The sequence below is a fragment of the Micromonospora sp. NBRC 110009 genome (genome assembly GCF_030518795.1).
Lineage (GTDB): Bacteria > Actinomycetota > Actinomycetes > Mycobacteriales > Micromonosporaceae > Micromonospora.
This window is the reverse complement of the sequence record NZ_CP130427.1, coordinates 4,435,461-4,460,276: the sequence shown is the minus strand read 5'-3', so window position 1 is coordinate 4,460,276 and position 24,816 is coordinate 4,435,461. Positions and strand designations below refer to the sequence as shown.

The 24,816-nt window shown below is 74.0% G+C and carries 24 protein-coding genes; 9 read left to right on the top strand and 15 right to left on the bottom strand.

What is annotated here, in order from left to right:
- Positions 1-113: 113 nt before the first annotated feature.
- The 3 genes from Q2K19_RS21330 to Q2K19_RS21320 form a co-directional block, all read right to left on the bottom strand.
- Positions 114-953, bottom strand: a complete 840-nt coding sequence (locus Q2K19_RS21330; RefSeq protein ID WP_302763174.1) for a hypothetical protein — start codon at positions 951-953, stop codon at positions 114-116.
- 149 nt (positions 954-1,102) lie between these two features.
- On the bottom strand, positions 1,103-2,209 hold the full coding sequence (locus Q2K19_RS21325) for an SPFH domain-containing protein (protein WP_302763173.1): 1,107 nt from the start codon (positions 2,207-2,209) through the stop codon (positions 1,103-1,105).
- A 5-nt stretch (positions 2,210-2,214) separates the two neighbouring features.
- On the bottom strand, positions 2,215-2,688 hold the full coding sequence (locus tag Q2K19_RS21320) for an NfeD family protein (RefSeq protein ID WP_302763171.1): 474 nt from the start codon (positions 2,686-2,688) through the stop codon (positions 2,215-2,217).
- A 92-nt stretch (positions 2,689-2,780) separates the two neighbouring features.
- On the opposite strand from Q2K19_RS21320, the gene Q2K19_RS21315 reads away from it, so the two are divergent.
- Positions 2,781-4,094 carry a serine hydrolase domain-containing protein gene (locus Q2K19_RS21315; RefSeq protein WP_302763169.1) on the top strand — a complete coding sequence of 438 codons (1,314 nt, stop codon included), beginning with the start codon at positions 2,781-2,783 and terminating at the stop codon, positions 4,092-4,094.
- 135 nt (positions 4,095-4,229) lie between these two features.
- On the opposite strand, the gene Q2K19_RS21310 is transcribed toward Q2K19_RS21315, so the two are convergent.
- Positions 4,230-5,042 carry a DUF3097 domain-containing protein gene (locus Q2K19_RS21310; protein ID WP_302763167.1) on the bottom strand — a complete coding sequence of 271 codons (813 nt, stop codon included), beginning with the start codon at positions 5,040-5,042 and terminating at the stop codon, positions 4,230-4,232.
- Positions 5,043-5,203: 161 nt separating this feature from the next.
- Here Q2K19_RS21310 and Q2K19_RS21305 point away from each other — a divergent pair, with 161 nt between their 5' ends.
- Positions 5,204-5,998 carry a hypothetical protein gene (locus tag Q2K19_RS21305; protein ID WP_302763165.1) on the top strand — a complete coding sequence of 265 codons (795 nt, stop codon included), beginning with the start codon at positions 5,204-5,206 and terminating at the stop codon, positions 5,996-5,998.
- 12 nt (positions 5,999-6,010) lie between these two features.
- On the opposite strand, the gene Q2K19_RS21300 is transcribed toward Q2K19_RS21305, so the two are convergent.
- From Q2K19_RS21300 to Q2K19_RS21270, 7 genes are all read right to left on the bottom strand, one after another.
- A complete protein-coding gene (locus Q2K19_RS21300) occupies positions 6,011-6,874 on the bottom strand; it encodes an HAD-IIA family hydrolase (protein WP_446839795.1) in 864 nt (287 codons plus the stop codon).
- Positions 6,823-7,854 (bottom strand): ferrochelatase, encoded by a 1,032-nt coding sequence (locus Q2K19_RS21295; RefSeq protein WP_302763162.1) that lies wholly within the window; start codon positions 7,852-7,854, stop codon positions 6,823-6,825. The genes Q2K19_RS21300 and Q2K19_RS21295 overlap by 52 nt, the downstream gene beginning before the upstream one ends.
- Positions 7,855-7,968: 114 nt before the next feature.
- The gene (gene fabI / locus Q2K19_RS21290; protein ID WP_302763160.1) at positions 7,969-8,736 is read right to left on the bottom strand and encodes an enoyl-ACP reductase FabI; all 768 of its coding nucleotides are present in this window, start codon (positions 8,734-8,736) and stop codon (positions 7,969-7,971) included.
- 22 nt (positions 8,737-8,758) lie between these two features.
- Positions 8,759-9,463: a 3-oxoacyl-ACP reductase FabG gene (gene fabG, locus Q2K19_RS21285; RefSeq protein ID WP_302763158.1), complete on the bottom strand. Its 705-nt coding sequence runs from the start codon at positions 9,461-9,463 to the stop codon at positions 8,759-8,761.
- Positions 9,464-10,079: 616 nt separating this feature from the next.
- Positions 10,080-11,030, bottom strand: coding sequence for a VWA domain-containing protein (locus tag Q2K19_RS21280; protein WP_302763157.1), 951 nt, complete (start codon positions 11,028-11,030; stop codon positions 10,080-10,082).
- On the bottom strand, positions 11,027-12,025 hold the full coding sequence (locus tag Q2K19_RS21275; protein WP_302763156.1) for a DUF58 domain-containing protein: 999 nt from the start codon (positions 12,023-12,025) through the stop codon (positions 11,027-11,029). The genes Q2K19_RS21280 and Q2K19_RS21275 overlap by 4 nt, the downstream gene beginning before the upstream one ends.
- On the bottom strand, positions 12,004-13,113 hold the full coding sequence (locus tag Q2K19_RS21270; RefSeq protein WP_302763154.1) for an AAA family ATPase: 1,110 nt from the start codon (positions 13,111-13,113) through the stop codon (positions 12,004-12,006). The genes Q2K19_RS21275 and Q2K19_RS21270 overlap by 22 nt, the downstream gene beginning before the upstream one ends.
- A 241-nt stretch (positions 13,114-13,354) precedes the next feature.
- On the opposite strand from Q2K19_RS21270, the gene Q2K19_RS21265 reads away from it, so the two are divergent.
- From Q2K19_RS21265 to Q2K19_RS21255, 3 genes are read left to right on the top strand one after another with little or no spacing between them, the layout of a single operon-like run.
- Positions 13,355-13,585, top strand: a complete 231-nt coding sequence (locus Q2K19_RS21265) for a hypothetical protein (RefSeq protein WP_302763152.1) — start codon at positions 13,355-13,357, stop codon at positions 13,583-13,585.
- A gap of 22 nt (positions 13,586-13,607) precedes the next feature.
- On the top strand, positions 13,608-14,135 hold the full coding sequence (locus tag Q2K19_RS21260) for a PH domain-containing protein (protein ID WP_302763151.1): 528 nt from the start codon (positions 13,608-13,610) through the stop codon (positions 14,133-14,135).
- Positions 14,132-15,643 carry a PH domain-containing protein gene (locus Q2K19_RS21255; RefSeq protein ID WP_302763150.1) on the top strand — a complete coding sequence of 504 codons (1,512 nt, stop codon included), beginning with the start codon at positions 14,132-14,134 and terminating at the stop codon, positions 15,641-15,643. Before Q2K19_RS21260 ends, Q2K19_RS21255 begins: the two co-directional genes overlap by 4 nt.
- A gap of 7 nt (positions 15,644-15,650) precedes the next feature.
- Here Q2K19_RS21255 and Q2K19_RS21250 read toward each other — a convergent pair whose 3' ends face one another.
- Positions 15,651-16,772, bottom strand: coding sequence for a phosphatase PAP2 family protein (locus tag Q2K19_RS21250; RefSeq protein ID WP_302763149.1), 1,122 nt, complete (start codon positions 16,770-16,772; stop codon positions 15,651-15,653).
- A 114-nt stretch (positions 16,773-16,886) separates the two neighbouring features.
- On the opposite strand from Q2K19_RS21250, the gene Q2K19_RS21245 reads away from it, so the two are divergent.
- On the top strand, positions 16,887-17,291 hold the full coding sequence (locus Q2K19_RS21245) for a thioesterase family protein (protein WP_302763148.1): 405 nt from the start codon (positions 16,887-16,889) through the stop codon (positions 17,289-17,291).
- The gene (locus Q2K19_RS21240) at positions 17,288-18,118 is read left to right on the top strand and encodes an MBL fold metallo-hydrolase (protein WP_302763147.1); all 831 of its coding nucleotides are present in this window, start codon (positions 17,288-17,290) and stop codon (positions 18,116-18,118) included. Before Q2K19_RS21245 ends, Q2K19_RS21240 begins: the two co-directional genes overlap by 4 nt.
- A 106-nt stretch (positions 18,119-18,224) precedes the next feature.
- Here Q2K19_RS21240 and Q2K19_RS21235 read toward each other — a convergent pair whose 3' ends face one another.
- Positions 18,225-18,671: a MarR family winged helix-turn-helix transcriptional regulator gene (locus Q2K19_RS21235; RefSeq protein WP_302763146.1), complete on the bottom strand. Its 447-nt coding sequence runs from the start codon at positions 18,669-18,671 to the stop codon at positions 18,225-18,227.
- An 82-nt stretch (positions 18,672-18,753) separates the two neighbouring features.
- Between Q2K19_RS21235 and Q2K19_RS21230 the strand changes: the two genes are divergently transcribed.
- Positions 18,754-19,977 carry a multidrug effflux MFS transporter gene (locus Q2K19_RS21230; protein ID WP_446839623.1) on the top strand — a complete coding sequence of 408 codons (1,224 nt, stop codon included), beginning with the start codon at positions 18,754-18,756 and terminating at the stop codon, positions 19,975-19,977.
- A gap of 10 nt (positions 19,978-19,987) precedes the next feature.
- Here the strand turns inward: Q2K19_RS21230 and Q2K19_RS21225 are convergent, their stop codons facing one another.
- Positions 19,988-20,920 (bottom strand): carbohydrate kinase family protein, encoded by a 933-nt coding sequence (locus Q2K19_RS21225; RefSeq protein ID WP_302763145.1) that lies wholly within the window; start codon positions 20,918-20,920, stop codon positions 19,988-19,990.
- 160 nt (positions 20,921-21,080) lie between these two features.
- Complete coding sequence (gene asnB, locus Q2K19_RS21220) at positions 21,081-23,042, bottom strand: asparagine synthase (glutamine-hydrolyzing) (RefSeq protein WP_302772682.1); 1,962 nt, start codon at positions 23,040-23,042, stop codon at positions 21,081-21,083.
- A gap of 112 nt (positions 23,043-23,154) precedes the next feature.
- On the opposite strand from asnB, the gene Q2K19_RS21215 reads away from it, so the two are divergent.
- A complete protein-coding gene (locus Q2K19_RS21215; protein ID WP_302763144.1) occupies positions 23,155-24,630 on the top strand; it encodes an aminopeptidase P family protein in 1,476 nt (491 codons plus the stop codon).
- Positions 24,631-24,816: the final 186 nt, after the last annotated feature.

The window sequence follows — 24,816 nt, the reverse complement described above, 5'->3', positions numbered from 1 at the left end:
GTTACCTCACGGCGACCTCTCAGCTTCCGGGAGGCGCCGTGATCATGAGGTTGACGGCGATGTGGATCTCCCTGGGGTGCCGCCAACTTCATGATCGAGAGGACGGGGTGGGGTCAGCTGGGGAGGGGGCCGTTGGGGTTGCTGGGAGTGGTGGGTGGGGCGGGGGCGGCCGCGACGCTGGCGGCGATGGCGTCGCGGGCGATGACGGCGGGGACCAGCCGGCCGGAGCGGTAGCCGATGCCGATGCCGGAGATCAGCACGAAGATCGCGCCGAAGGTCTGCAGCGAGCCGATGAGCGCGCCGCCCAGGCCGAGCAGCGGAGCCGCGATCATGAGCATGATCCCGTCCCCGTAGGAGAACATCCCGGACCGGGCGACCGACCAGCCGGTGAGCAGCCACCCCAGGCTGTACCAGAAGGCCCCGAACAGGACGATGCTCCGCGCGGCGAGGCCGAAGACCGGCGTCTGCTCGGCCAGCCCGGCGAACGGCAGCATCAGCACCATCCCGCTGATGCTGGCCAGCAGCCCGACGAGGGCCACCCGTCGGCACCGGGTGGCGGCGAGCAGGCCGGTGAGCGCCAGCAGCGCGAGCAGCCCGAGCCAGACCGCCGCCACCCAGCTCACCAGGTAGAGCGGCTGCCCGTCGGCCGGGTAGGGATCGTTGCCCACCCCACCGTCGCTGGCCATCGCCACCAGGCCGTAGAGGATCGCGTACGCGGGCAGCAGCCAGACCGCCGCGCGGGCGAACCGGCGTACCGACCAGGCCCAGCTGGCGTCGGTGGCCGGGGCGCCCGGTCCCGGCTCGGAGACGAACGGCAACACCCCGAACCCGCCCCCGGTACGCCGGGTGCCGAGCGGCCCGGCGGGGTCGTGCGCCCCGGGGACCGATTCCGCGGAGAACAGTTCCTTGGAGAACAGTTCCTTGGAGAACAGCCGGTTCGCCCGATCCTTCATGCCTCACCTCGCTCCGCCCACGAGCGGCGCGGGACGCACGCGGCGCCCCGGTCCCTGCTCACCACCCGTCCTGAGACCGATCGTGGCAGGCACCGGGGCGCCGCATGAGGCTTTCTCGCATTTGCCGTCCGGGTCGGACGGCGGCGGGCTCAGCCCCGTTCGCGGTGGTCCGCGGGGTCGTTGAGCAGGCTCTCCGGGGAGACCGGCTCGGGGGCCGGCAGCCCCTGCGGACCGTTGCCGCCGGTGGCCTGCGCCTCGGCGACGCGTACCTCGTCGTGGATCTCCTGCGCGGCGGTGGCGGCGGCCTGCGCGGCCTCGGCGGCCTCCCGCTCCACCTCGCCGGCGCCCCGGCTGGCCTCCGGCGACGGCGCGTCGCCGACCATGCCGGCCAGCCCGCCCAGCGCGCCGCCCATCCCCTCCAGAGCCTTGGTCAGCTCGGCCGGGACGATCCAGACCTTGTTGGCCGAGCCGTTCGCGATCTGCGGCAGCGCCTGGAGGTACTGGTAGGCGAGCACCTTCTGGCTCGGGTTGGCCTGGTGGATCGCGTCGAAGACGGTACGGATCGCCTTGGCCTGGCCCTCCGCCTGCAGGATCCGGGCCTGCCGGTCACCGTCGGCGCGCAGCACCGCGGCCTGCTTCTCACCCTCGGCGGTGAGGATCTGCGACTGCTTGAGGCCCTCGGCGTTGAGGATCGCGGCGCGGCGGTCCCGCTCGGCGCGCATCTGCTTCTCCATCGAGTCGCGGATGCTCGGCGGCGGCTCGATCGCCTTGATCTCGACCCGGGTGACCTTGATGCCCCACCGGCCGGTGGTCTCGTCCAGCACCCCGGAGAGGTGCCGGTTGATCTCCTCGCGGCTGGTCAGGGCCCGCTCCAGGTCCAGCGAGCCGATCACGTTGCGCAGCGTGGTGACGGTGAGCTGCTCGATGGCCTGGAGGAAGTTGGAGATCTCGTAGGTGGCCCGGACCGAGTCGACCACCTTGAAGTAGAGCACCGTGTCGATCGAGACGACGAGGTTGTCCGAGGTGATCACCGGCTGCGGCGGGAAGCTGACCACCTGCTCCCGCATGTCGACCTTGGTGCGCACCGCGTCGATGTACGGCACCAGCAGGTTGAGCCCCGGGCTCAACGTGCGCTTGTACTTGCCCAGCCGTTCCACCACGTCCTGCCGCTGCTGCGGGACGATCCGCACCGCCTTGACCAGCGTCACCACGACGATCACCGCGATGGCGATCAACAGGATCGCTGCAATCTCCATACCGCTCACCTTTTCGCTTCGGGCAGTCCGCCCGGGCTGGAAATCTCGTCCTGCCAGACCAGGGCGATGGCGCCCCGGACCTTTATCACCTGCACCCGCTCACCGGCGGCGTAGCTCCGGGTCGCGTCGAACGACCGGGCGCTCCACATCTCGCCATCGATCTTGACCAGGCCCCGCTCGGCGTCCACCGGCTCCAGCACGAGAGCCGTGGCGCCCTCCAGCGCCTCCACGCCGAACGGCTGCTCGCCGCTCTCCAGCGCCGGGCGGGCGTGCCGCCGGATGACCGGCCGGACCACCGCCACGCAGAGCGCGGAGACCGCTGCGAAGACCAGGGCCTGGACCGCGACGTCGGCACCGAGCGCGGCGGCTCCGGCGGCGGCGAACGCCCCGGCCGCGAACATGATCAAGAACAGCGTCGTCGTGAAGATCTCGGCGACCGCCAGCACCACACCCAGCACGATCCAGAACACGGCGTCCACCCTTCGATCGTGACACGCCGACGCTCGCGGCAACGACCCGAAATGATCACCTAAGCTCGGCACCGCGCCGACCAGCACCGAGGAGGACGACCATGGCCCTGCTGCCCGAGACCGCCCGACGGATCGACGCGCTGGTCAGGCGGGCCCAGGCGGAGGGACGCGCGCCCTCGCTCGCCCTCGGCGTGGTCCGGGACGGCGACCTGGCCCACCTCTCGGTCGCCGGCGACCACCCGACCCCCGACGCGGACCTGCAGTACCGGATCGGCTCGATCAGCAAGACCATGACCGCCGTGCTGGTGCTGCAGCAGCGCGACGCCGACCGGCTGTCCCTCGACGACCCGCTGGACAAGCACCTGCCCGGCACCCCGGTCGGCGCGCTCACCCTGCGGCAGCTGCTCGGGCACGCCAGCGGCCTGCAGCGCGAGCCGGACGGGCAGTGGTGGGAGCGGACCGAGGGCGCCGACCTGGCCACCCTGCTGGCCGGGCTGGCGCCGGAGAAGATCGCCCACCCGCCGCACCTGGTCTACCACTACTCCAACCTGGCGTACGGGCTGCTCGGCGGGGTGCTGGAGCGGGTCACCGGGACACCCTGGGCCGAGCTGCTCCGCGAGCGGCTCCTCGAACCGCTCGGCATGCACCGGACCACCTACCACCCGGCCGAGCCGTACGCCCGGGGCTACGTCGTGCACCCCTGGCACGAGACGCTGCGCGAGGAGCCGCGTACCGACACCGGGGCGATGGCGCCGGCCGGCCAGCTCTGGTCGACCGTGGCGGACCTGAGCCGTTGGGCGGCGTTCCTGGCCGACCCGGCCCCGGACGTGCTCGCCCCGGCCACCCTCACCGAGATGTGCGCGCCGGTGGTGATCAGCGACCTGGACTCCTGGACCGGCGGGCACGGCCTGGGCGTGGAGCTCTACCGGGTCGGCGAGCGGGTCTACCTGGGCCACGGCGGTTCGATGCCCGGGTACGTCGCCGGTCTCGCGGTGCACCGGCCGAGCCGCACCGCCGTGGTGGACTTCGCCAACTCCTACGGGTTGCGCGCCGGCCACCACGTCGTCGGCCTGGCCCGCGAGGTGCTCACCCTGGTGCTGGACGCCGAGCCGGCCGCGCCCGTCCCGTGGCGCCCGGCCCAGTCGCCGCCCGCCGACCTGGCCGAGCTGACCGGCCGCTGGTGGTGGATGGGCAACGAGTACGAGTTCCGCGTGGACCCCGCCGGCGACCTGGTGGGCGGCCCGGTGGGCCGGCCGCTGCTCCGGTTCACCCCGGAGGGCCCGGACCGCTGGCGCGGCCGCTCCGGCCCCCAGGACGGCGAACTCCTCACCGTCCTCCGCGACGCGGACGGCCACCCGGTAGCCCTCGACATCGCCACCTTCGTCTTCACCCGCACGCCCGACCAGGAACCCTGACCCCAGAGAGGCTGCGAACCTGATGACGTGAACGAATCACCCCTCGATCCGTTCACGTCATCAACTCCGTAGCACCCCCGAGGTCCCCCTCCCCTCGACTGCCGGAACCGACCGCGCAGCCGCCAAGCGCAACCACTACCCAGGCTCGGTGACGAAGTCGATCAACCGCTCCATCGCGTTGATCAACGGCGTCTCCACGTCAGCGAAACTGTCCACCCGCGACAGGATGTGCCGCCACATCTCCGCCGGCTCGGCCACCCCGAGCGCCTCGCAGACCCCCTCCTTCCAGGGCCGCCCCGGCGGCACCACCGGCCACGCCGAAATGCCCAGCGCCCGAGGCTTCACCGCCTGCCACACGTCGACGTACGGGTGCCCGGTGACCAGCACGTGCGGCGAGTTGACCTGCGCCACGATTCGGCTCTCCTTGGAGCCGGGCACCAGGTGGTCGACGAGCACGCCCAGCCGGCGACCCGGGCCGGGTTCGAACGCGCGCACCTCGGCGGCGAGGGCGTCGATGCCGTCCAGGGGTTCCACCACCACGCCCTCGATCCGCAGGTCGTCGCCCCAGATCCGCTCGACCAGCGCGGCGTCGTGCACGCCCTCCACCCAGATCCGGCTGGCCTTGGCCACCTGCGCCCGGACGTTGTCGACCGCGATCGAGCCGGAGGCGGTCCGCCGGCGGGCGGCCGGCACCGGGGCGCGCGCCGGGCGGCGCAGGGTGACCGGCTGACCGTCGAGCAGGAACGCGGCGGGCAGCAGCGGGAAGTTGCGTCGCCGGCCGTGCCGGTCCTCCAGCACCACCGCGCCGGAGTCGAAGCCGACGACCGCGCCGCAGAACCCCGATTCGGCGTCCTCGACCACCAGGTCGGGTTCGGCGTCCACCTCGGGGGTGACCTTCCGTCGCCGCCAGTTCGCCGCCAGCACGTCCCCGTCGTATCGCCCCGCCATGTCGATCACGCTAATCACCGGACCGGCGCGTCGCCCGCCGACGCGCCGACCGGCGAGCCCGCCGGCGGCACAGAAAGGGGCGAAGGGGGTAGTTGGGGGCAGGTCACCCGGCCGGAGCGGCAGCCGAGACAGGGGCGGCGGCGAGCACGTACCCTTTCGGCATGTCCTCCCCCGCCACGGGCGCGGCCACACTGGCTCCGCGCCGGTCGAGCCGGTTCGTTGCCTGGGTACGCGCCTGGCGCGCCGGCCTGGTGCCCTTCGACGAGGTCGCCGACGAGATCGCCGGCGACGAGGAGCACCTGGTCGCGGACGCCCCCGGCACCTGGACCGACGTCTCCCTGCGGGAGGCGCTGCCCAGCCTGGCCAAGCTCTCCCCGGACGAGATCCGGCTGGTGCTGCCCGCCCCCGGCGACCCGCGCGGCCTGCCCGGCCCGGGTGACTTCGCCGGCGCGGCGCTGCTCGCCGGCGAGGCCGTGGTGGCCAGCGGGCTCGGCCTGGTCCCGGAGGTCCGCACCCACACCTCGGGCTCGGGGATGACCTGGGAGACCGTGCTCTGGCGTGTCTACCCGCTGCCGGCCGACGCGCCGAAGGCGTCCCTGGCCGTGCCCGGCGCGGCCGAGGCGGAGGCGGAGCTGGCGGCCGCGCTCGCCGAGACGACCGCCGCGCTCACCCGGCTCGACGTCGCCCAGTGGCGGCCCGAGCTGGCCGGCGCCCTGGCCGCGCTGCGCCGCCCCGACGGCGCCACCGACCTGCCACCCGGCTTCGATCCGCGGGCCCGCCGGCTCTTCGCCCGGGCGGCCGTGCTGGACCGGGTGCTCGCCCTGGCCGGGGAGAGCGCCCCGGGCGGGGCGGTGAACACCTACGAGGCGCAGCAGCGGGACGCGGCGCTGCGGCCGTTGACCACCGCCTGCCGGCAGGCCCTGGTGGCCGCCTGCAACGCCCCGTTGCGGCCCTGAGCGCCGCCGGGCTCAGACGTCGTCGATCAGGTCGGCCACCGAGTCGACGATCCGGGACGGCCGGTACGGGTAGCGCTCGGCCTCGGTCCGGCTGCTGATCCCGGTGAGCACCAGGATGGTCTCCAGCCCCGCCTCCAGGCCGCAGAGGATGTCGGTGTCCATCCGGTCGCCGATCATCGCGGTGGACTCCGAGTGCGCGTCGATGGTGTTCAGCGCCGAGCGCATCATCATCGGGTTGGGCTTGCCGACGAAGTACGGCTCCACCCCGGTCGCCTTGGAGATCATCGCGGCCACCGAGCCGGCGGCCGGCAGCGCGCCCTCCACCGACGGGCCGGTCGCGTCCGGGTTGGTGCAGATGAACCGGGCGCCATCGTTGATCAGCCGGATCGCCTTGGTGATCGCCTCGAAGCTGTAGGTGCGGGTCTCCCCCAGCACCACGTAGTCGGGGGCGAAGTCGCTGAGCACGTAGCCCACCGCGTGCAGCGCCGTGGTCAGCCCGGCCTCGCCGATCACGTACGCGGTGCCGCCCGGGCGCTGGTCGTCGAGGAACTTGGCGGTGGCCAGGGCGGACGACCAGATCGACTCCTCCGGCACGTCCAGCCCCATCCGGGCGAGCCGGGCCTGGAGGTCGCGCGGGGTGTAGATGGAGTTGTTGGTCAGCACCAGGAACGGCTTGCCGGAGGCCCGCAGCTTCTTGATGAACTCGGGCGCGCCGGGCACCGGCTGGCCCTCGTGCACCAGCACGCCGTCCATGTCGGTGAGCCAGCTCTGCACCGGCTTGCGGTCATGCATGTTCGTCCCCAGGGGTGTCGGAGGTCGGATGATCAAGGCCGGCGGGCCGGGGGCACGCAGCACAGCGCCGGGCAGGTGTCCCAGGTGGGCAGCGAGCCGAGACGGCGGCGCAGTCCCCCGGCGTCCGGGGCGGTGCGCTCCAGGACCAGCTCCCGGACCATCGCCACGAAGCGCGGGTCGGTGCCCGGGGTGCCGGCCCGGACGAAGTCCAGCCCGAGCTGCTTGGCCGTCTCCAGCGCCTCGGTGTCCAGGTCCCAGACCACCTCGAGGTGGTCGGAGACGAAACCGATCGGGCTGACCACCACGGCGGTCACCCCCTGCTCGGCGAGGGCGGCCAGGTGGTCGTTGACGTCCGGCTCCAGCCACGGCACCTGCGGCGGCCCGGAGCGGCTCTGCCAGACCAGGTCGTACGGGAGGTCCGGGGCGGCCGCGGCGTGCACCAGCCGGGCGGTCTCCTCGAGCTGCGCGGTGTACCGGCCGCCGTGCGGGCCGGCGGTGGCGGCGGCGGAGACCGGGATCGAGTGCGCGGTGAACACCAGCCGGGTGCTGTCCCGCTTGGCCGGGTCGAGCTGCGCCAGCGCCGTCCGCACCGCGTCGACGTGCGGCTCGACGAAGCCGGGATGGTCCCAGAACTGGCGCAGCTTCTCGATCAGCGGGGCGTCCGGGCCGACCGCCGCCCGGGCCGCCGCGATGTCCTCCTGGTACTGCCGGCAGGAGGAGTAGCCGCCGTACGCGCTGGTGACGAAGGCGAGGGCCCGCTGGATCCCGTCGTCGCGCATCCGCGCCACGGTGTCGGCGAGCATCGGGTCCCAGTTCCGGTTGCCCCAGTAGACCGGCAGGTCGACGCCGTTGGCGGCGAAGTCCGCGCGGATCGCCGCGAGCAGCTCGCGGCACTGCTCGTTGATCGGGGACACCCCGCCGAAGCGCAGGTAGTGCTCGGCGACCTCGGCGAGCCGCTCCGGCGGCACGCCCCGGCCCCGGGTCACGTTCTGCAGGAAGGGCAGCACGTCCTCGGGCCGCTCCGGCCCGCCGAAGGAGACCAGCACCAACGCGTCGTACGCCATGGCTTCCATTCTTCCCCGCCGAGCATGACGGGGATGCGACGCCCCCTGGGTGCGGGTGTTAAAAGGGGGCCCCTGCTATGCCGGAGGCGTTAAGCAGGGGCCCCTCCTTACCTCTCAGGCGCCGATCGCGTGGTAGCCGCCGTCGACGTGGACGATCTCGCCGGTGGTGGCCGAGAACCAGTCGGAGAGCAGGGCCAGGCAGGCGCGGGCGGCCGGCTCCTGGTCGGTGAGGTTCCAGCCGAGCGGGGCCCGCTCGGCCCAGGCGTCCTCGAACTGCTCGAAGCCGGGGATCGACTTGGCGGCGATGGTGCGCAACGGCCCGGCCGCGACCAGGTTGCTGCGGATGCCCTGCTTGCCGAGGTGCAGCGCGAGGTAGCGGGAGGCGGACTCCAGCCCGGCCTTGGCCACCCCCATCCAGTCGTAGACCGGCCAGGCCTTGGTGGCGTCGAAGGTGAGGCCGACCACCGCGCCGCCCGCGGACATCAGCGGCAGCGCCGCCATGGCCAGGGACTTGTACGAGTAGGTGGAGACCTGGAGCGCGGTGGCCACGTCCTCCCACGGCGCGTCGAGGAAGCCGCCGCCGAGGCAGCTCTGCGGGGCGAAGCCGATCGAGTGCACCACCCCGTCCAGTCCGTCGACGTGCTCGCGCACCTTGTCGGCCAGGCCGGCGAGGTGCTCGGCGTTGGTGACGTCCAGCTCGATCACGGGGGCGGGCTCGGGCAGCCGCTTGGCGATCCGCTCGACCAGCGAGAGCCGGCCGTAGCCGGTGAGCACGACCTGGGCGCCGTTCTCCTGGGCGAGCTTCGCCACGGAGAAGGCGATCGACGCGTCGGTGATGACGCCGGTGACGAGCAGCCGCTTACCGGCCAGCAGTCCGGACATTACGCAATTCCTCCGTGCTTTCTCAGTGACCCATGCCCAGGCCGCCGTCGACCGGGATGACGGCGCCGGAGATGTACGCGGCCGCGTCCGAGGCGAGCCAGGTGACCGCGGCCGCGACCTCGTCCGGGCTGGCCATCCGGCCCGCCGGGATCGACTTGCGGATCTCCGCCTTGCGCTCCTCGGGCAGCACAGCCGTCATGTCGGTGTCGATGAAGCCGGGCGCCACCACGTTCGCGGTGATGTTGCGGCTGCCCAGCTCGCGGGTGATCGAGCGGGCCACGCCGACCAGGCCGGCCTTGCTGGCCGCGTAGTTGACCTGGCCGGCGCCGCCGGCGAGGCCGACCACCGAGGAGATGAAGATCATCCGGCCCCACTTGGCCCGGAGCATCTTGGTCGAGGCCCGCTTGGCGCAGCGGAAGGCGCCGGTGAGGTTGGTGTCGAGCACCCGGGTGAACTGCTCCTCGGACATCCGCAGGAGCAGCGTGTCGTCGGTGATGCCGGCGTTGGCCACCAGCACCTCGACCAGACCGAGTTCGGCCTCGACGGCGGCGAAGGCCGCGTCCACCGCCTCGGCGTCGGTCACGTCACACTTCACGCCGAACAGGCCCGCCGGCGCGTCGCCGCTGCGGTGGGTCACCGCCACCCGGTCGCCCTGCTTGGCGAAGGCCTGCGCGATGGCCAGGCCGATCCCCCGGTTTCCGCCGGTCACCAGCACGGTACGGGCCACGGTTCCCCCTCTGCTCAGCTGATCTCTCGGTCGGTCGGAGCCTAGGGGTTACCGGTAGGTAAGCGCTAACGCGGGGCGCCGTGGGGGCCCCGCCACCGCCCGGCCGGACAGGGTGCGCGGACCGGTCGGCCGAGTGCGTGCCGCGCGCGCGACGGGTGTACGATGATCGCGTTTGCGCGGGCCGGAGATCGCCCGCGTACCGGGCCCCGCCGACCGCAGGAGGTGATCGCTGTGCGAGATAGCGATCCTCCCAGTCGTGGCCGGGCCGACCGTCAGCCCCGCTGAGCCGCGACTCAGTCGGCGTAGCTGACCCAGCTTCCCGCCCCACCGCACCGCGCGTCTCCTCGGCCACCCGGCCGGGGCGACCGCGCTGCGCGGCCCGCCCCCCGGGCCGCCCCGCGGCGGAGCACCCGGTCACGACTTCGTGTGCGTACGTCCTGATCCACCCCACGGTCCGGCCCGTGCCGCCCGGACCGTCCCGTCGCCACGGAGCTGTCCCATGAGCCGTTACGTTGCCCCGCTGGGCTTCACCCTCGCCGCCGTCTGGGTGGCCGTCCTCTTCGTCCTGGCCGGCGGCGGTCACTGACCGCACCGGCCGGGCCCCGGCCGCCCCGCCTCAGATCAGGCGGGACGACCAGAGCAGGCTGAGCCCACCCGCGCAGAGGGCGAACAGGAGTGCCATCCCCGCGTACCACTGGGTGATCTCCCGCGGCTCGGTCCGGAACCCGATCGAGCTGCCCATGTCCTGGTAGACCCGCTTCAGCTCGCTCACCGAGGCGGCCTCGTAGAAGTAGCCCTGGGTGGTCTCCGCGAGCTGCGACAGCGCCATCCGGTCCACCGGCACCCGCTGCAGCTGGCCGCCGATGTCGACCTGACCCGAGTCGGTGCCGAACGCGATCGTGGAGACCGGCACGTTCGCCGCCTGCGCCGCCGCGGCCGCCTCCTCGACCGACCGCCCCGCGGTGCGGTACCCGTCGGAGAGCAGCACGATCCGGGCCGGCGGGATACCCGCCGCGCCGTCGGCCGGCACCGAACGGATCGCCTCCAGGCAGGTGAACACTGCCTCCCCGGTGGCCGTCGCCTCGGCCAGCACGAGCCCGTCGATGGCGGTGGTCACCGCCCCCCGGTCCTTGGTCGGCGGGACCAGCACGTTGGCCGACTTGGCGAAGGAGACCAGGCCGAGGTTGTAGCTCTCCGGCAGCTCCCCGACGAACTGCTTGGCCGCCTCCTGGGCGGCCTCCAGCCGGTTCGGGCTCACGTCGTCGGCCTGCATGGACAGCGACACGTCGATGGCGAGCATCACCGTGGCCCGCTCCAGGGGCTCCCGGGTGTCCACCGCCGGGCGGGCCAGCGCGGTGGCCAGCACCAGCAGGCAGAGCAGGAACGCGGTGGCCGCCGCGTGCCGCCGCCAGCCCAACCCCTTCGGCGCGAGGGTGCGCAGCAGGTCGACGTTGGTGAACCGCATCGCGTACTGCCGGCGGTGCAACTGCCGCCAGACGTACGCGGCGGCCAGGGCGAGCACCGGCAGCACGGCCAGCAGCCACCACGGTTGCAGAAAACGGATCATCGGGTCGTCCCTCGGGTACGGGCGTGCCGCTGCGCGGCCACGAACCGCACCATGTCCAGCAGCCAGTCTCGGTCGGTACGCAGTCGCAGGTGGGCCGCGCCGCCGGCGCGCAGCTCGGCGGCGACCGCCGCGCGCTCGGCGGCCGTCGCCTCGGCATACCGGTGGCGCAGGCGGGGGTCGGCGGTCTGCACCTCGTGCACCTCCCCCGTCTCCGGGTCGACCACCGGCAGCACCCCCACGTCGGGCAGTTCCAGCTCGCGCGGGTCGACCACCTCGACGGCCAACACGTCGTGCCGGACCCGCAGCTTACGAAGCTGCCGGCCCCACTGCTCGGGCGGTGCGCGGAAGTCGGAGATCACCACGGCCACCCCGCGCCGGCGCGGCGGCCGGTTGAGCAGGTCGATCAGCGCGCCGAGGTCGAGGCGGCCGGGGCGGATCTCGGTGCCGGCGATGGCCCGGAGCAGGCCCTGCGCCTCGCGGCGGCCGGACCGGGCGGGCAGCCGCACCATGGTCCCGGGGCCGGTGACCGGGGCCGTGCCGCGCCACCGGCCGGTCCGCGCCGGTACCCCGGCGCCGGTGCCGACCACCGCGCCGATCCGGTTGCCGCCGCGCACGGTCAGGTGGACCAGGGCCGCCGCCGCGGCGACCACCAGGTCCCGCTTGAGCGACCCCGCCGTGGCGAAGTCCTGGCTCGCCGAGAGGTCGACCGCCAGCCAGGTCTCCAGCTCCCGGTCGGCCACCGTACGCCGGACGTGCGGCATCGTGGTCCGCGCGGTGACCGGCCAGTCCATCCGGCGCACGTCGTCGCCGGGGCGGTACTCGCGGGACTCCCCGGCCTCGCTGCCCGGCCCGGGCAGCAATCCCGCGTAGTCGCCCTGGAGCAGCCCGTCGAGCTTGCGGGTGACCATGAGCTGCAATCGGGCGAGCACGGCGCCGGAGCGGTCGCCGGTGGCCGGCAGCCGGCCGGGTGGGGTCACGGCCGCTGCCCGGGCCAACCGGCGCCGGCCGGGACGGCCGGGGGCGGCGGCGAGGCCTGCTGCCGGGGCGCGACCGCTGGCAGCGGGATGGTCGACAGCACCCGGTGCACGATGTGGTCGGCCGGGACGTCGTCGGCGAGCGCGTCGTAGCTGAGCACCAGCCGGTGGCGCAGGATGTCCGGAGCGATGTCCTGCACGTCCTGCGGCAGCGCGTAGTCCCGGCCGCGCAGCAGGGCCAGCGCCCGGGTGGCCCGGACCAGGCCGAGCGAGGCGCGGGGGCTGGCGCCGTACTGGATGAGCTGGGCCACGTCGGGCATGCCGTGCTCGGCGGGGGCCCGGGTGGCGAGCACCAACCGGACCGCGTAGTCGACCAGCGCGTTGTGCACGAAGACCTGGTCGGCCTTGTGCTGCAGGGCGACGAGGTCCGGGGTGTCGAAGACGCGGACCGGCTCCGGCGGGGCCACCCCCATGCGGTAGACGATCTCCCGCTCCTCGGCGTCGGTCGGGTAGCCGACCATGATCTTCATCAGGAAGCGGTCCCGCTGCGCCTCCGGCAGCGGGTAGACGCCCTCCTGCTCGATCGGGTTCTGCGTCGCCATCACCAGGAACGGGTCCGGCACCCGGTGGGTCTCCCCGCCGATCGACACCTGGCGCTCGCTCATCACCTCCAGCAGCGCCGACTGCACCTTGGCCGGCGCCCGGTTGATTTCGTCGGCGAGCAGGAAGTTGACGAAGACCGGCCCCAGCTCGACGTCGAACTTCTCGCTGGACTGCCGGTAGATCCGGGTGCCCATGATGTCCGCCGGCACCAGGTCCGGGGTGAACTGGATCCGGGCGAACGAGCCGCCGACCACCTTGGCCAGCGTCTCCACGGCGAGGGTCTTGGCGACGCCGGGCACCCCCTCCAGCAGGCAGTGGCCCCGGGCCAGGAGAGCGACGAACATCCGCTCGACCATCCGGTCCTGGCCGACGATCACCCGCTTGATCTCGAAGAGCGCCCGCTCCAGCAGGGTGGCGTCCTGGGCCGGGGTGGTCACGGCCGGGGGCGGCGCGTCCGGCACGGCCTCGGTCGGGGTCGGGGCGTCGGGCGTGGTCGGCTGGGCCACCGGTCCTCCACAGCTTGGTCGTCGTCGCGAGCGTGGTGCGTATCAAGACTGTCATGTCCGGCTGAGAGCCGAGGGCGGGAGAGGGACGATTTTCGCCGCGGCCTCCCTCGGCTTGGAAAACCCTGAACACGGGTGGACAACAAGGGGTCCCGCGTGTGTACGATTCACCCCGTCGCCGGGCGGCTCCCCCCGTGGCCGCCCGGCGCTAAAGCTTCCGGCGTGCGGGCCTAGACTCGCCCCGATGACCACTCCCACTCCCGCCGACGAGGCGCTGATCTGCTCGGCGCGGGGGTGCCGCGCCCCCGCCGTCTGGGAGCTGCGCTGGAACAATCCCCGCCTGCACCAGCCCGATCGGCGCAAGACCTGGCTGGCCTGCGCCGAGCACCGGGAGTCGCTCGGCGACTTCCTCGACGCGCGCGGCTTCCTGCGCGAGGTGGTCGGGGTGCCCGGATCGCCTACCCTCGAATCGTGAGCGAGCGCAGCGGATCACGCCGGTGAACGGTGACGACCCGGCCGGCCGGCCGCCGGCCCCGCCCGGCCCGCTGGAGCCCTGGCCGGCGACCGTCCGGTGGCAGCCGATCTCCCGCGACCTGATCTGGGTGGAGCTGATCCGGCTCGGCATCCTGCTCGCCGTGGCGCTGGTGGCGCTCGGCGTGACCTGGGCGGCCACCGGCCACTGGCTGCCCGCCGTCGCGCTCGGCGTGGTGCTGGTGCTGGCCGCCTGGCGGACGGTCACCATCGTCCGGGCCGTGCACGCCTGGGGCTACGCCGAACGGGAGCACGACCTGCTGGTCCGGCACGGGCTGCTGGTCCGGCGGCTCTCCATCGTCCCGTACGCCCGCATGCAGTTCGTGGACGTCACGGCGGGTCCGTTGGAGCGGGCCTTCGACCTGGCCACCGTGCAGTTGCACACGGCCGCGGCGGCGAGCGACGCCCGGGTGCCCGGCCTGCGGCCAGCGGAGGCGTCGCGGCTGCGCGACCGGCTCACCGCGCTGGGCGAGGACCGGGCGGAGGGGCTGTGAGCCACGGCCCGGCCGACGCCGAGCCCGGCGGTCCGCCGCCGCACCCGCCCGGCTACGGGCGTCCCGGACCGTCCCCAGCCGGTCATCCAGGGCTCGGGCCCGCCCAGCCGGGCGCCGGCCATCCCGCACCACCGGCGTACGGCGCACCCGGCGGCTGGCCGACGCCCGGCCCCGGCTGGCCGCACCCGGTCCCGCCCCCACCGGCCGGCGGGGAACCCCGGCAGCGGCTGCACCCGCTGAGCCCGGTGCTGCACGGCGCGAAGTCCCTGGTCGTGGTGATCGCCGGACTCTCCTGGTCGACGCTGTCCCGGGTCGGCTTCGGCTGGTTCGCGGTGCTGGTCACCGTCTTCGCGCTCGGTGCCACCGTACTGTCGGTGGTCAGCTGGTGGAACACCGGCTACCACCTGGTGGGCCGGGAGCTGCGGGTGCACGAGGGGCTGATCTGGCGGCGTACCCGGGCGATCCCGCTGGAACGGTTGCAGGCCGTGGAGGTGGTCCGGCCGCTGCTGGCGCAGCTCACCGGGCTGGCCGAGCTGCGGCTGGAGGTGGTCGGCGGGGGCAGGACCGAGGCGCCGCTGGCCTACCTGGGCGTGGCCGAGGCGACCGCGCTGCGGCAACGGCTGCTCGCCGTCGCCGGCCGCGCCCCGCAGACCCTGCCGCCGCCGACCGACGCGGCGCCCGCCGCGGCGCCGACCGGACGCCGGCTGCACACCGTACGCAACCAGGATCTGCTGGTCAGCCAACTGCTCACCCCGCAGGCGTTCCTGCTGCCGTTCGGTCTGGCCTTCGTGGTGGCGCAGTTCCTCTCCGAGGGCTCGTGGTCGTTCATCGCGGTGGCCAGCACGCTGACCGCGATGGCCGGGGTGCTGCTGCAACCGGTCCGCCGGGTGCTCGACGACTGGGCCTTCCGGCTGGACCGGGACGACGGCACGCTGCGGGTCCGCAACGGCCTGCTGGAGACCCGGGTGCAGACCGTGCCGCTGCACCGGGTGCAGACGGTCCGGGCGACCTGGCCGCTGCTCTGGCGGATGAAGGGCTGGCTGCGGTTGCGGCTGGAGGTGGCCGGCTACTCGGCCGCCGAGCCGGACGACCGGAACCGGCCGGACCGGCTGCTGCCGGTCGGCGACGCCGCCACCGGCGCGCTGGTCGTCGCGGCGGTGCTGCCCGGCGTACGGCTGGACGCGCTGCCGTCGACGCCGCCGCCCCGGCGGGCCCGCTGGCTGCGCCCGCTGAGCCGGGCGGCGGTGGGTGCCGGCCTCGAGGCGGAGGTCTTCGTCGCCCGCTCCGGGCTGCTCACCCGCCACCTGACGCTGGTGCCGTACGCCCGGATCCAGAGCGTGCGGGTGACCCAGGGCCCGGCGCAGCGGCGGCTGCGGCTGGCCACCGTGCACGCGGACACCGCCGGCGGGTCGGGCGCGGCGGCGCCCGACCGGGACCTGGCCGAGGCCTGGGAGCTGGCGGCCGAGCTGACCGCGCGCGCACACGCGGCCCGCGGTCGCCGGGGCTGACCCGGGGTCAGCGCTCGGCCGGCACCGCGTCGGGGTCGGCGGCGGCCGGGTCCGTGCCGCGCGGCGCCGCGAGCGTGTCGCCGGTGGCCGGGCGGGCGGCGACTCCGTCCCCAGGGTCCGGGCGGGCGGAGGCGGCCCCGGTCGGCTGCGGCTCCGCGGCGGTGACCGTCGTGGCGCGCCGGGCGCGGTGGGCGGCCCACCCGCGCTCGGCGAGGCCGATCACCAGGAAGGTGAGCCCCACGTACGCCCAGCCGACCAGCACGTCGATCACGTAGTGCTCGCCGCTGTAGACCAGGGTGAAGGTCATCGCGAGCGGGTAGGCGAGCAGCAGCGGCCACCACCGCCGGCGGGTGGCGGGCAGGAAGAAGAGGACCACGAAGAGGGCGAACGCGGTGTGCAGCGACGGCATCGCCGCCACCGGGTTGGCGGCGACCTGGCCGGCGTTGAGCACGTTGCCGGCGCCGTGCATGCCGATCTCCTTCCACCCCCGGGTGGAGATCCGGGCGACCTCGGTGAGCAGCCCGTTCTGGGCGGCCCACCAGGGCGGGGCGGCCGGGTAGAGGAAGTAGGTGGCCAGGCCGGCGGCGCAGAGGAAACCCCAGCGCCGCATGTACGCCGCCCAGCGCTCGCGGTTGCGCATCCAGAGCACCGCCGCGGCGGCCAGCGTCGCCACGAAGTGCGAGAAGTAGATCCAGCTGACCAGCACGTCCCACCAGTGCACCTCGGGGCGGTAGAGGTGCTGCTGGAGCCAGACGGTGGGCACCTCGCCGCCGGTGGCCCAGCCCAGCAGGAACCGGTCGGCGACGATCAGCTCCATGGCGTGCGGCGTCGCGCCGTTGTCGGCGAACCCCCGGGAGAGGTTGTACCCGGCCAGCAGCAGGACCACCGGGATCCAGTCCCGGGCGAACCGCAGGTGGCTGCGCCAGGGCCGGGCGGAGTTCCAGGCGATCGTGCCGGCCCAGATCCAGACGAACGCGTAGGCGGGGTCGGTGGGCAGGCCGATGGCGAGCCAGGCGGCCACGAAGGCGACCCCCCAGATCACCATCGCGATCACGCGGCGACGCCCGCCGTCGGGCGAGGCGGTGGCACCGGTACGGGCGGGGGGCTGGGGGTCTGTCACGACGGCCATCGCGGTCAAGGTTAACGGCGGGCGGCGGATCGACCGACGGCGACCACCGCCGAGCCGGTCCGCCCGCGCTCCGGAGAGGGGGCGTGCCGGCCCCGGCTCGTCTAGGCTCGACGCATGCAGGAGCAGCCGGAGTCGCCGTTCGCGCCGGGGCTGACCGCCCGGGTCGAGCTGACCGTCACCGACGCCGACACCGCGCAGGCGGTGGGCTCGGGCGACGTGCCGGTGCTCGGCACGCCCCGGGTGCTCGCCCTCGCCGAGGCGGCGACCGTGGCGGCCGTCGCCACCCGGATGCCGACCGGGTCGACGACCGTCGGCACCCGGATCGAGCTGGAGCACCGCGCGGCCACCCCGGTCGGGCGCACCGTGCTGGCCCGGGCCCGGCTGGCCAAGGTCGACGGGCGGCGGCTGCTGTTCGAGGTGACCGTCGCGGACGGCGACGAGACCGTCGCCGAGGGGCGGGTCGAGCGGGTGCTGGTCGACCGGCAGCGCTTCGTCGAGCGCGCCGCGCGGGCGTCATGACCGGCCGGTTCGTCGAGGTCGCCGACCGGGTGCACGTGCTGCGCGACCCGCTGCTGCGGGTCAACGTGACGCTGGTGGTCGGCGACGGCGCGGCGCTGCTGGTGGACACCCTCTCCACCGCCGGGCAGGCCCGGGAGCTGGCCGAGGCGGCGCGGGCGGTCACCCCGCACCCGTGGACGATCGTCAACACCCATCACCACTTCGACCACTGCTTCGGCAACGCCACCCTGGCCGCGGACCCGCCCCGCCCGGTGTACGCGCACGAGCTGGCGCTCACGGCGCTGCGGGACCGCCCCGACGAGCTGCGCCGGGCGGCGTGCGAGGAGATGCGCGACGAGCAGCCGGCGCTCGCCGCCGAGCTGGCCCGGACCGAGCTGCTCGCCCCGACGCACGGGGTGCGCACCGAGGCCGTGCTGGACGTCGGCGGCCGGCGGGTGGTGGTCCGCCACCCGGGGCACGGGCACACCGACGCCGACCTGGTGGTGCACGTGCCGGAGGCGGACGTGCTGGTCGCCGGGGACCTGGTGGAGCAGAGCGGCCCGCCGGCGTTCGAGGAGTCGTACCCGCTGCAGTGGCCGGACGCCGTGGCCGACCTGCTGCGGCTCACCACGCCCTGCACGGTGGTGGTGCCGGGGCACGGCGAGCCGGTCGACGCGGAGTTCGTCCGGACCCAGCACGCCCAGCTCGTGCAGCAGGCCTGGCAGATCCGGGCCGGCCACACCGGCAGCGCCCCGCCCGAGCGGGTGGCCGCCGAGTCCCCGTTCGGCGCCCGCCCCGGCCTGATCGCCGCCCGCCGCGGCTACGCCGAACTCGACGGCACCGCCTGACCTTCTCCCCCACCCCGCACGGCGATCTTGCCCGTCCCGCCGCGGATTCACCCCGCGGCGGCGGGCACAACCGGCAAGATCGCGGGAGGTCGGTGGGACGGGAGGGCTAAGACTGCGTCCGCAGCGCCGCGAGGAGGGCGTCGAGGGCGGGAACGGCGTCCAGGACCGCGTCGCGGGCGGCGGGGTCCAGCCGGGCCAGGGCCTCAGTGAGCAGGGCGGCGCGGTGCGCCGCGTGATCGGCGAGTCGGGCCCGGGCGGCGTCGGTGAGGTGCAGCCGCACCACCCGGCGGTCCGCCGGGTCGCGATCCCGGTCCAGCAGCCCGGCTTCGGTGAGGTCGTGGACCAGGGTGCTCACCGTGTTCGGGGCGGTGCCCAGTCGTCGGGCCGCCTCCTTGCCGCTGATGCCCGGCTCGGCGCGGACCAGTAGCAGCAGCTCCACCTGGGCCTCGGGCAGGACGTGCCGGTTGGCCCGGCCGGCGGCGCTGCGGCGCAGCAGCCGGTGCAGCTCGCCCACCAGGGCGCCGAGCCGGCCGACGGCCTCCTCGTTCGACACCTGGGTCACCTACTTCACATCGCAATAGTTCTGCCTACAGAGCTAAGGTTAGCCCGAGATCATCCACCTGGGGGGACCTGCCGTGAGCCAGACCGCGCCGACGATCGCGCGCCCGTCCGTCGACGCGCCAGGCCGACCCGGCGGCCGGCGCACCCTGCTCGTGCTGCTCGGCACCCTCACGGCGATCAGCCCACTCTCGCTGGACATGTACCTGCCGGCGTTCCCGGCGATGACCCGCGACCTCGGCGCGGACCAGGCGCAGATCCAGCTCTCGCTGACCACCTGCCTGGTCGGCCTCGCGCTCGGCCAGCTCGTCACCGGCCCGCTCAGCGACCGCTGGGGGCGGCGGCGTCCGGTGCTGGTGGGCGTCGCCGCGTACGCCCTGCTGGGGCTGGTCTGCGCGGTGGCGCCCAACGCTCCCACGCTGGCCGCCGCGCGCTTCGCCCAGGGCCTGGCCGGCGGCATGGGAGTGGTGGTGGCCCGGGCAGTGGTGCGCGACCTCTACTCCGGGCGGGACGCGGCCAGGTACTTCTCCCGGCTCACCCTGATCTTCGGGGTGGCGCCGGTGGCCGCGCCCAGCGTGGGCAGCCTGGTGCTGCGGTTCGGGTCCTGGCGGGCCGTCTTCCTCACGCTGGCGGCGATCGGGCTGCTGCTCGCCGTCGCGGTCGCCCGGTGGCTACCGGAAACCCTGCCCGCCGAACGGCGCAGCACCGGTGGCCTGGCCGCCACCGTACGCACCATGCGCTCGCTGGTCGCCGACCGGGTCTACCTGGGGTACGCGCTGACCCAGGCCTTCACCTTCGCCGGGCTCTTCGCGTACATCTCCGGGTCGTCGTTCGTGTTCCAGGACGTCTTCGGCGTCTCGGGCGCGACGTTCAGCCTGTGCTTCGGGCTCAACGCGCTCGCGCTGGTCGCCAACGGGCAGGCCAACGCCCGGCTGCTCGACCGGTTCAGCCCGCGCCGGCTGCTGGTCACCACCCTGCTGGTCAACGCGGTGGCCGCCGTCGGCGTACTGGCCGGGGCGTTCGCCGGGAGCCTGGCCCTGGTCGCGGTGTCCCTCGTCGTCTTCGTCGGCGCGCTCGGCATGGTCACCCCGAACAGCACCGCCCTGGCCCTGGAGGCGCACCCCCGGCACGCCGGCACCGCCGCCGCCCTGCTCGGCGGGGTCCAGTCGGTGCTGGGCGCGCTCGCCGCGCCCCTGGTCGGGCTGGGCGGCGAGGGCAGCGCGGTCCCGATGGCCGCCGTCCTGGTCGCCACCGCCACGTTCTCCCTGGTCGCCGTCCGGACCCTCACCCGCCACCGCTGACCCGACGAGGTCAGGCGGAGAACCGGGCGAGCACGGCTGCCCGGGCCGGCATGGCGACCGCGCCGCCGGGCGACTCGCAGACCAGGCCGGCCACCCGCAGGGCGAAGGCCACCCGCTCCCGCCACCCGGTCGGCTCCGCCGGCTCGCCCGCGACGAGCAGCTCGGCGATCAGCGCCCCCATCACCGAGTCGCCCGCGCCGGTGGCGTCCACCGCGTCGACCTTCGGCGCGGGGATGCGGACCACGTCCTCGGCGGCGGCGACCAGGGCGCCGTCCGGGCCGAGGGTGACCACCACGGTCCCCGCGCCCAACTCGCGCAGGTACGCGGCGACCCCCTCCACCGGCTCGCCCGGATAGAGAAACCGGGCGTCGGCGCTGCTCAGCTTCACCAGGTGGGCGCTCGCGGCGAACTCGGCGACCACCTCGCGCAGCGCGGCCAGCGCGTCCGGGCCGCCGAGCAGGCTGGGCCGCACGTTCGGGTCGAAGACCCGCAGCGCCCCGGCGATCGCCCAGGCCCGCCGGGCGGCGGCCAGCACCGGCGGGTCGAGCAGCACGATCGAGCCGCAGTAGAGCACATCGGCGCCCTCGACCAGGGCCACGTCCAGGTCGTCGGGGGTGAGCAGGGCGTACGAGCGGGGCTCGCCGTAGAAGCGGAAGTCCGGTTCCGGGCCCGCGAAGGTGGCCACCGCCAGGGCCGTCGGGGCGGGTACGGTGACCGCTCCGGCGAGCCCGACGCCGGCGGCGGTGAGGAAGGCCCGGATCCGTTCCGCCAGCGCGTCGTCGCCGAGCGACCCGACGAACTGGACGTCGCCGCCGAGCCGGGCGACCGCGACGGCCACGTTGAGCGGCCCGCCACCGATCGCCTGCCGGTAGACGGGCTGCCCCTCGCACTCGGCGTCGAGCAGGTCGACCAGCGCCTCGCCGAGCACCACCGCGTACCCCATGCCGCCTCCTCTCCTCCGTCCCACCTCAGATCCTGGCGCATGTCGGGTGGCCGGCGCGACGAGACGCCTGCATCGATCGACGGCTATTGCGCCCTGGGTGCGCGGACGTGGTGGGCCGGCGCCTGCCGGAGGCGCGGGGGCTCCCGCGCCTCCTTACCGCTCAGCGGACCATGCTCCCGACCACCGGCTTGGTGAGCAGGGCGGACTGGTTGCGCTGGATGCCCGGGTCGAGGGTCTTCGCGACGAAGATGGCGTGCCAGATGCAGAAGATCAGCACGGTCCACACCTTGCGCGAGTGGTCCGCCTCCTCCCGCTTGTGCTCGTCCAGCAGCCGCATCGCGTACGACAGGTCGATCAGGTCGCCGGCGCCCGAGGTGGCCAGCACGTGCCGGGCCCACTCGTACATCTCGCCGCGCAGCCAGACCCGGGTCGGGGTCGGGAAGCCCAGCTTCTTACGGTTGACGATGGCCGGCGGGACGACCCCCTGCAACGCCTGGCGCATGGCGTACTTGGTGGCCTCGGAGCGGGGCGGCAGCTTCAGGTCGACCGGGATGCCGGCGGCCACGTTGAACACCTCGCGGTCCAGGAAGGGCACCCGCACCTCCAGCGAGTGCGCCATCGAGATCCGGTCGGCCTTGACCAGGATGTCGCCGCGCAGCCAGGTGTAGAGGTCGACGTACTGCATCTTGGTGACGTCGTCCAGCTCGGTGCACTCGGCGTAGATCGGCGCGGTGACGTCGGTGTAGCGGACCGAGGGGTCGTAGCGGCGCAGCAGGTGCTGCTTCTCCTCCTCGGTGAACATCCGCGCGTTGCCGTAGTAGCGCTGCTCGATCGGGGTGGTGCCGCGCTCCAGGAAGCTCTTGCCCTTCACGCCCTGCGGGATGGCCTTGGAGACCGCGCGCAGGCCCTTCTGCATCCCGCCCGGGAGCCCGTTGACCGTGCTGAGCGAGAGCGGCTCCCGGTAGATCGTGTAGCCGCCGAAGAACTCGTCCGCGCCCTCGCCGGAGAGCACCACGGTGACGTGCTCGGCGGCCTTCTTCGCCACGAAGTAGAGCGGCACCAGCGCCGGGTCGGCCACCGGGTCGTCCAGGTGCCAGACGATCTTCGGCAGCGCCTCCATCATGTCCTGCGGCCCGATCTTCGTCGGGATCGTGGTCACGTCGAGGTGCCGGGCCGAGTCCTGGGCCACGTCGATCTCGGAGTAGCCGGGCACGTCGTACCCGACGGTGAAGGTGAGGATGTTCGGGTTGAACTCCCGGGCCAGGGCGACCACCGCGGTGGAGTCGATGCCGCTGGAGAGGAACGAGCCGACCGGCACGTCCGACCGCATGTGCATCCGGACGCTCTCCCGCAGCGTCTCCCGGATCTCCTGGTAGAGCTTCTGCTCGTCGGAGACCGGCGCGGGCCGGAACACCGGCCGGTACCACCGGCGCACCTCGATCCGGCCGCCCGGGCTCCAGGTCAGGTACTCCCCCGACCCGATCCGGTTGATGCCCTTGTGCAGGGTGCCCGGCTCCGGGACGTACTGCAGGGTCAGGTAGTGGCTCAGGTTGGCGGTGTCGATCCCGGCGTCGCCCTGGTAGGCCGAGTGGGCGAAGGGCAGCAGCGCCTTCTTCTCCGAGGCGAGGTAGAGGCCGTCCTGGGTCTCCAGGTAGTGCAGCGGCTTGATGCCGAAGTAGTCCCGCGCGCCGAAGGCGCGGCGCTCCTGCCGGTCCCAGATCACGAAGGCGAACATGCCGCGCAGCTTGGTGAGGACCTGCTCACCCCAGTAGTGGTAGCCGGCGACGATCACCTCGCCGTCCCCGTTCGTGGCGAACTGGGCGCCGAAGTCCCGGATCAGCTCGTCGCGCAGCTCGATGTAGTTGTAGATCTCACCGTTGAAGGTGAGCAGGTAGCGGCCGTTCGCGTAGGGCAACGGCTCGTGGCTGAGCGCGACGTCGATGATCGCCAGGCGCTTGTGCGCGAACACGCCGTCCGCGTACCGGCCGGAGGCGTCGCCGACCACCTCGACCCCGGTCTCGTCCGGGCCGCGGTGGTGCAGGCACTCCAGTGCGCCGGCGATGTGGTCGCGGTGGGCGGCGGCGTCACCGCGCGCGCTGAAGAAGGCCAGGAGTCCGCACATGGTGGCCATCTTTCCACGCTGCCGGAGCGGGCGTCGCGGCACCGCAGGCTCTCGCCGCCGCCGCGCGCGCGATACCGTCTGGACCAGCGATGAGGCTCGAGGAGGACGGATCATGGCCGAGGAGCGGACGCAGCAGGGCAAGCCGGCGGACGGCACCGAGTCGCACGACCCGGACTTCCCGGAGGCGTTCCTGGCGTTCATGCGGCAGGGCTGGCGGGACACGGAGCTGCCGGTCGGTCCCCGACCGGAGGTGCCCAACCACGCCAAGCGGCGGGCCGCGCTGGCCGAGGCATTCCCGGGAGAGACGCTGGTCATCCCGACCGGCACCGAGAAGGTACGCGCCAACGACACTGACCACCGGTTCCGGCCGGGCAGCGACTTCGCGTACCTGACCGGCGACCTGGAGCCGGACAGCGTGCTCGTGCTCCGGCCGGGCGGCGAGGCCACGCTGTTCATGCGGCCCCGGTCGTCCCGGGTGACCGACGAGTTCTTCCGCAGCCGGAACGGCGAGCTGTGGGTGGGCCGGCGGCCGACGCTGAAGGAGAAGTCGACCGAGCTGGGCCTGCCCACCGCCGACCTGACCGAGCTGGACGCGGCGCTGGCCGAGCTTGCCCCGGGGCGGACCCGGGTGCTGCGCGGCTTCGACGCCCGGGTGGACGCCGCGGTGCGCCCGTACGACGGGGCACGGGCCGAGGGGCAGCCGGGCCGCGACCGGGAGCTGGCCATCGCGATCTCCGAGCTGAAGCTGGTCAAGGACGAGTGGGAGATCGCCCAGCTCCAGGAGGCGTGCGACGCCACCGTCCGCGGCTTCGAGGACGTGGCCCGGGCGCTCCCGGCCGACCGGGCGGTCTCCGAGCGGCTGCTGGAGGGGGTCTTCGCGCTGCGCGCCCGGCACGACGGCAACGACGTCGGCTACGGCTCGATCGTCGGCGCCGGCGAGCACGCCACGATCCTGCACTGGGTGCACAACCACGGCGCGACCCGCCCGGGCGAGCTGCTGCTGATGGACATGGGCGTGGAGAACCGCAACCTCTACACGGCCGATGTCACCCGGGTGCTCCCGGTCGACGGCCGGTTCACCCCGCTCCAGCGCCAGGTCTACGACGCCGTCTACGCCGCCCAGCAGGCCGGCATCGACGTGATCAAGCCGGGCGTGGCGTTCCGCGAGGTGCACCTGACCGCCATGCGGGTGCTCGCCGAGGCGCTGAAGGACCTCGGCCTGCTGCCGGTGAGCGTCGACGAGGCGATGGACCCGGCGTCGACGGTCTACCGCCGCTGGACCCTGCACGGCACCAGCCACATGCTCGGCATCGACGTGCACGACTGCGCCAACGCCCGCAAGGAGACCTACCGGGACGGGCCGCTCGGCGAGGGCTACGTGCTCACCGTCGAGCCGGGGCTCTACTTCCAGCCGGAGGACGAACTGGTCCCCGAGGAGCTGCGCGGCATCGGCGTGCGGATCGAGGACGACATCCTGGTCACCGCCGACGGCGCGGTGAACCTCTCCGCCGGGCTGCCGCGCCGCTCGGACGAGGTGGAGACCTGGCTGGCCGAGCAGCGCGAGGCCGGCCCCCGCCTCCCGGGCTGATCGGGGGGTACGACCCACGACGGGCCCGCCCGCCGGCGTCTGCGACCTTTGTCGTCGTTCGACGCCGGTGGCGGGCCCGTCGCCGTTTGCGCTGCCCGGTGCCGTTGCGGGCCGTCCTGCCCCGGGACGCGCCACCCGATCGTGTCTGGGTGCAATGCGCGATTTTTTCGGATTCGTCCGCGTCGT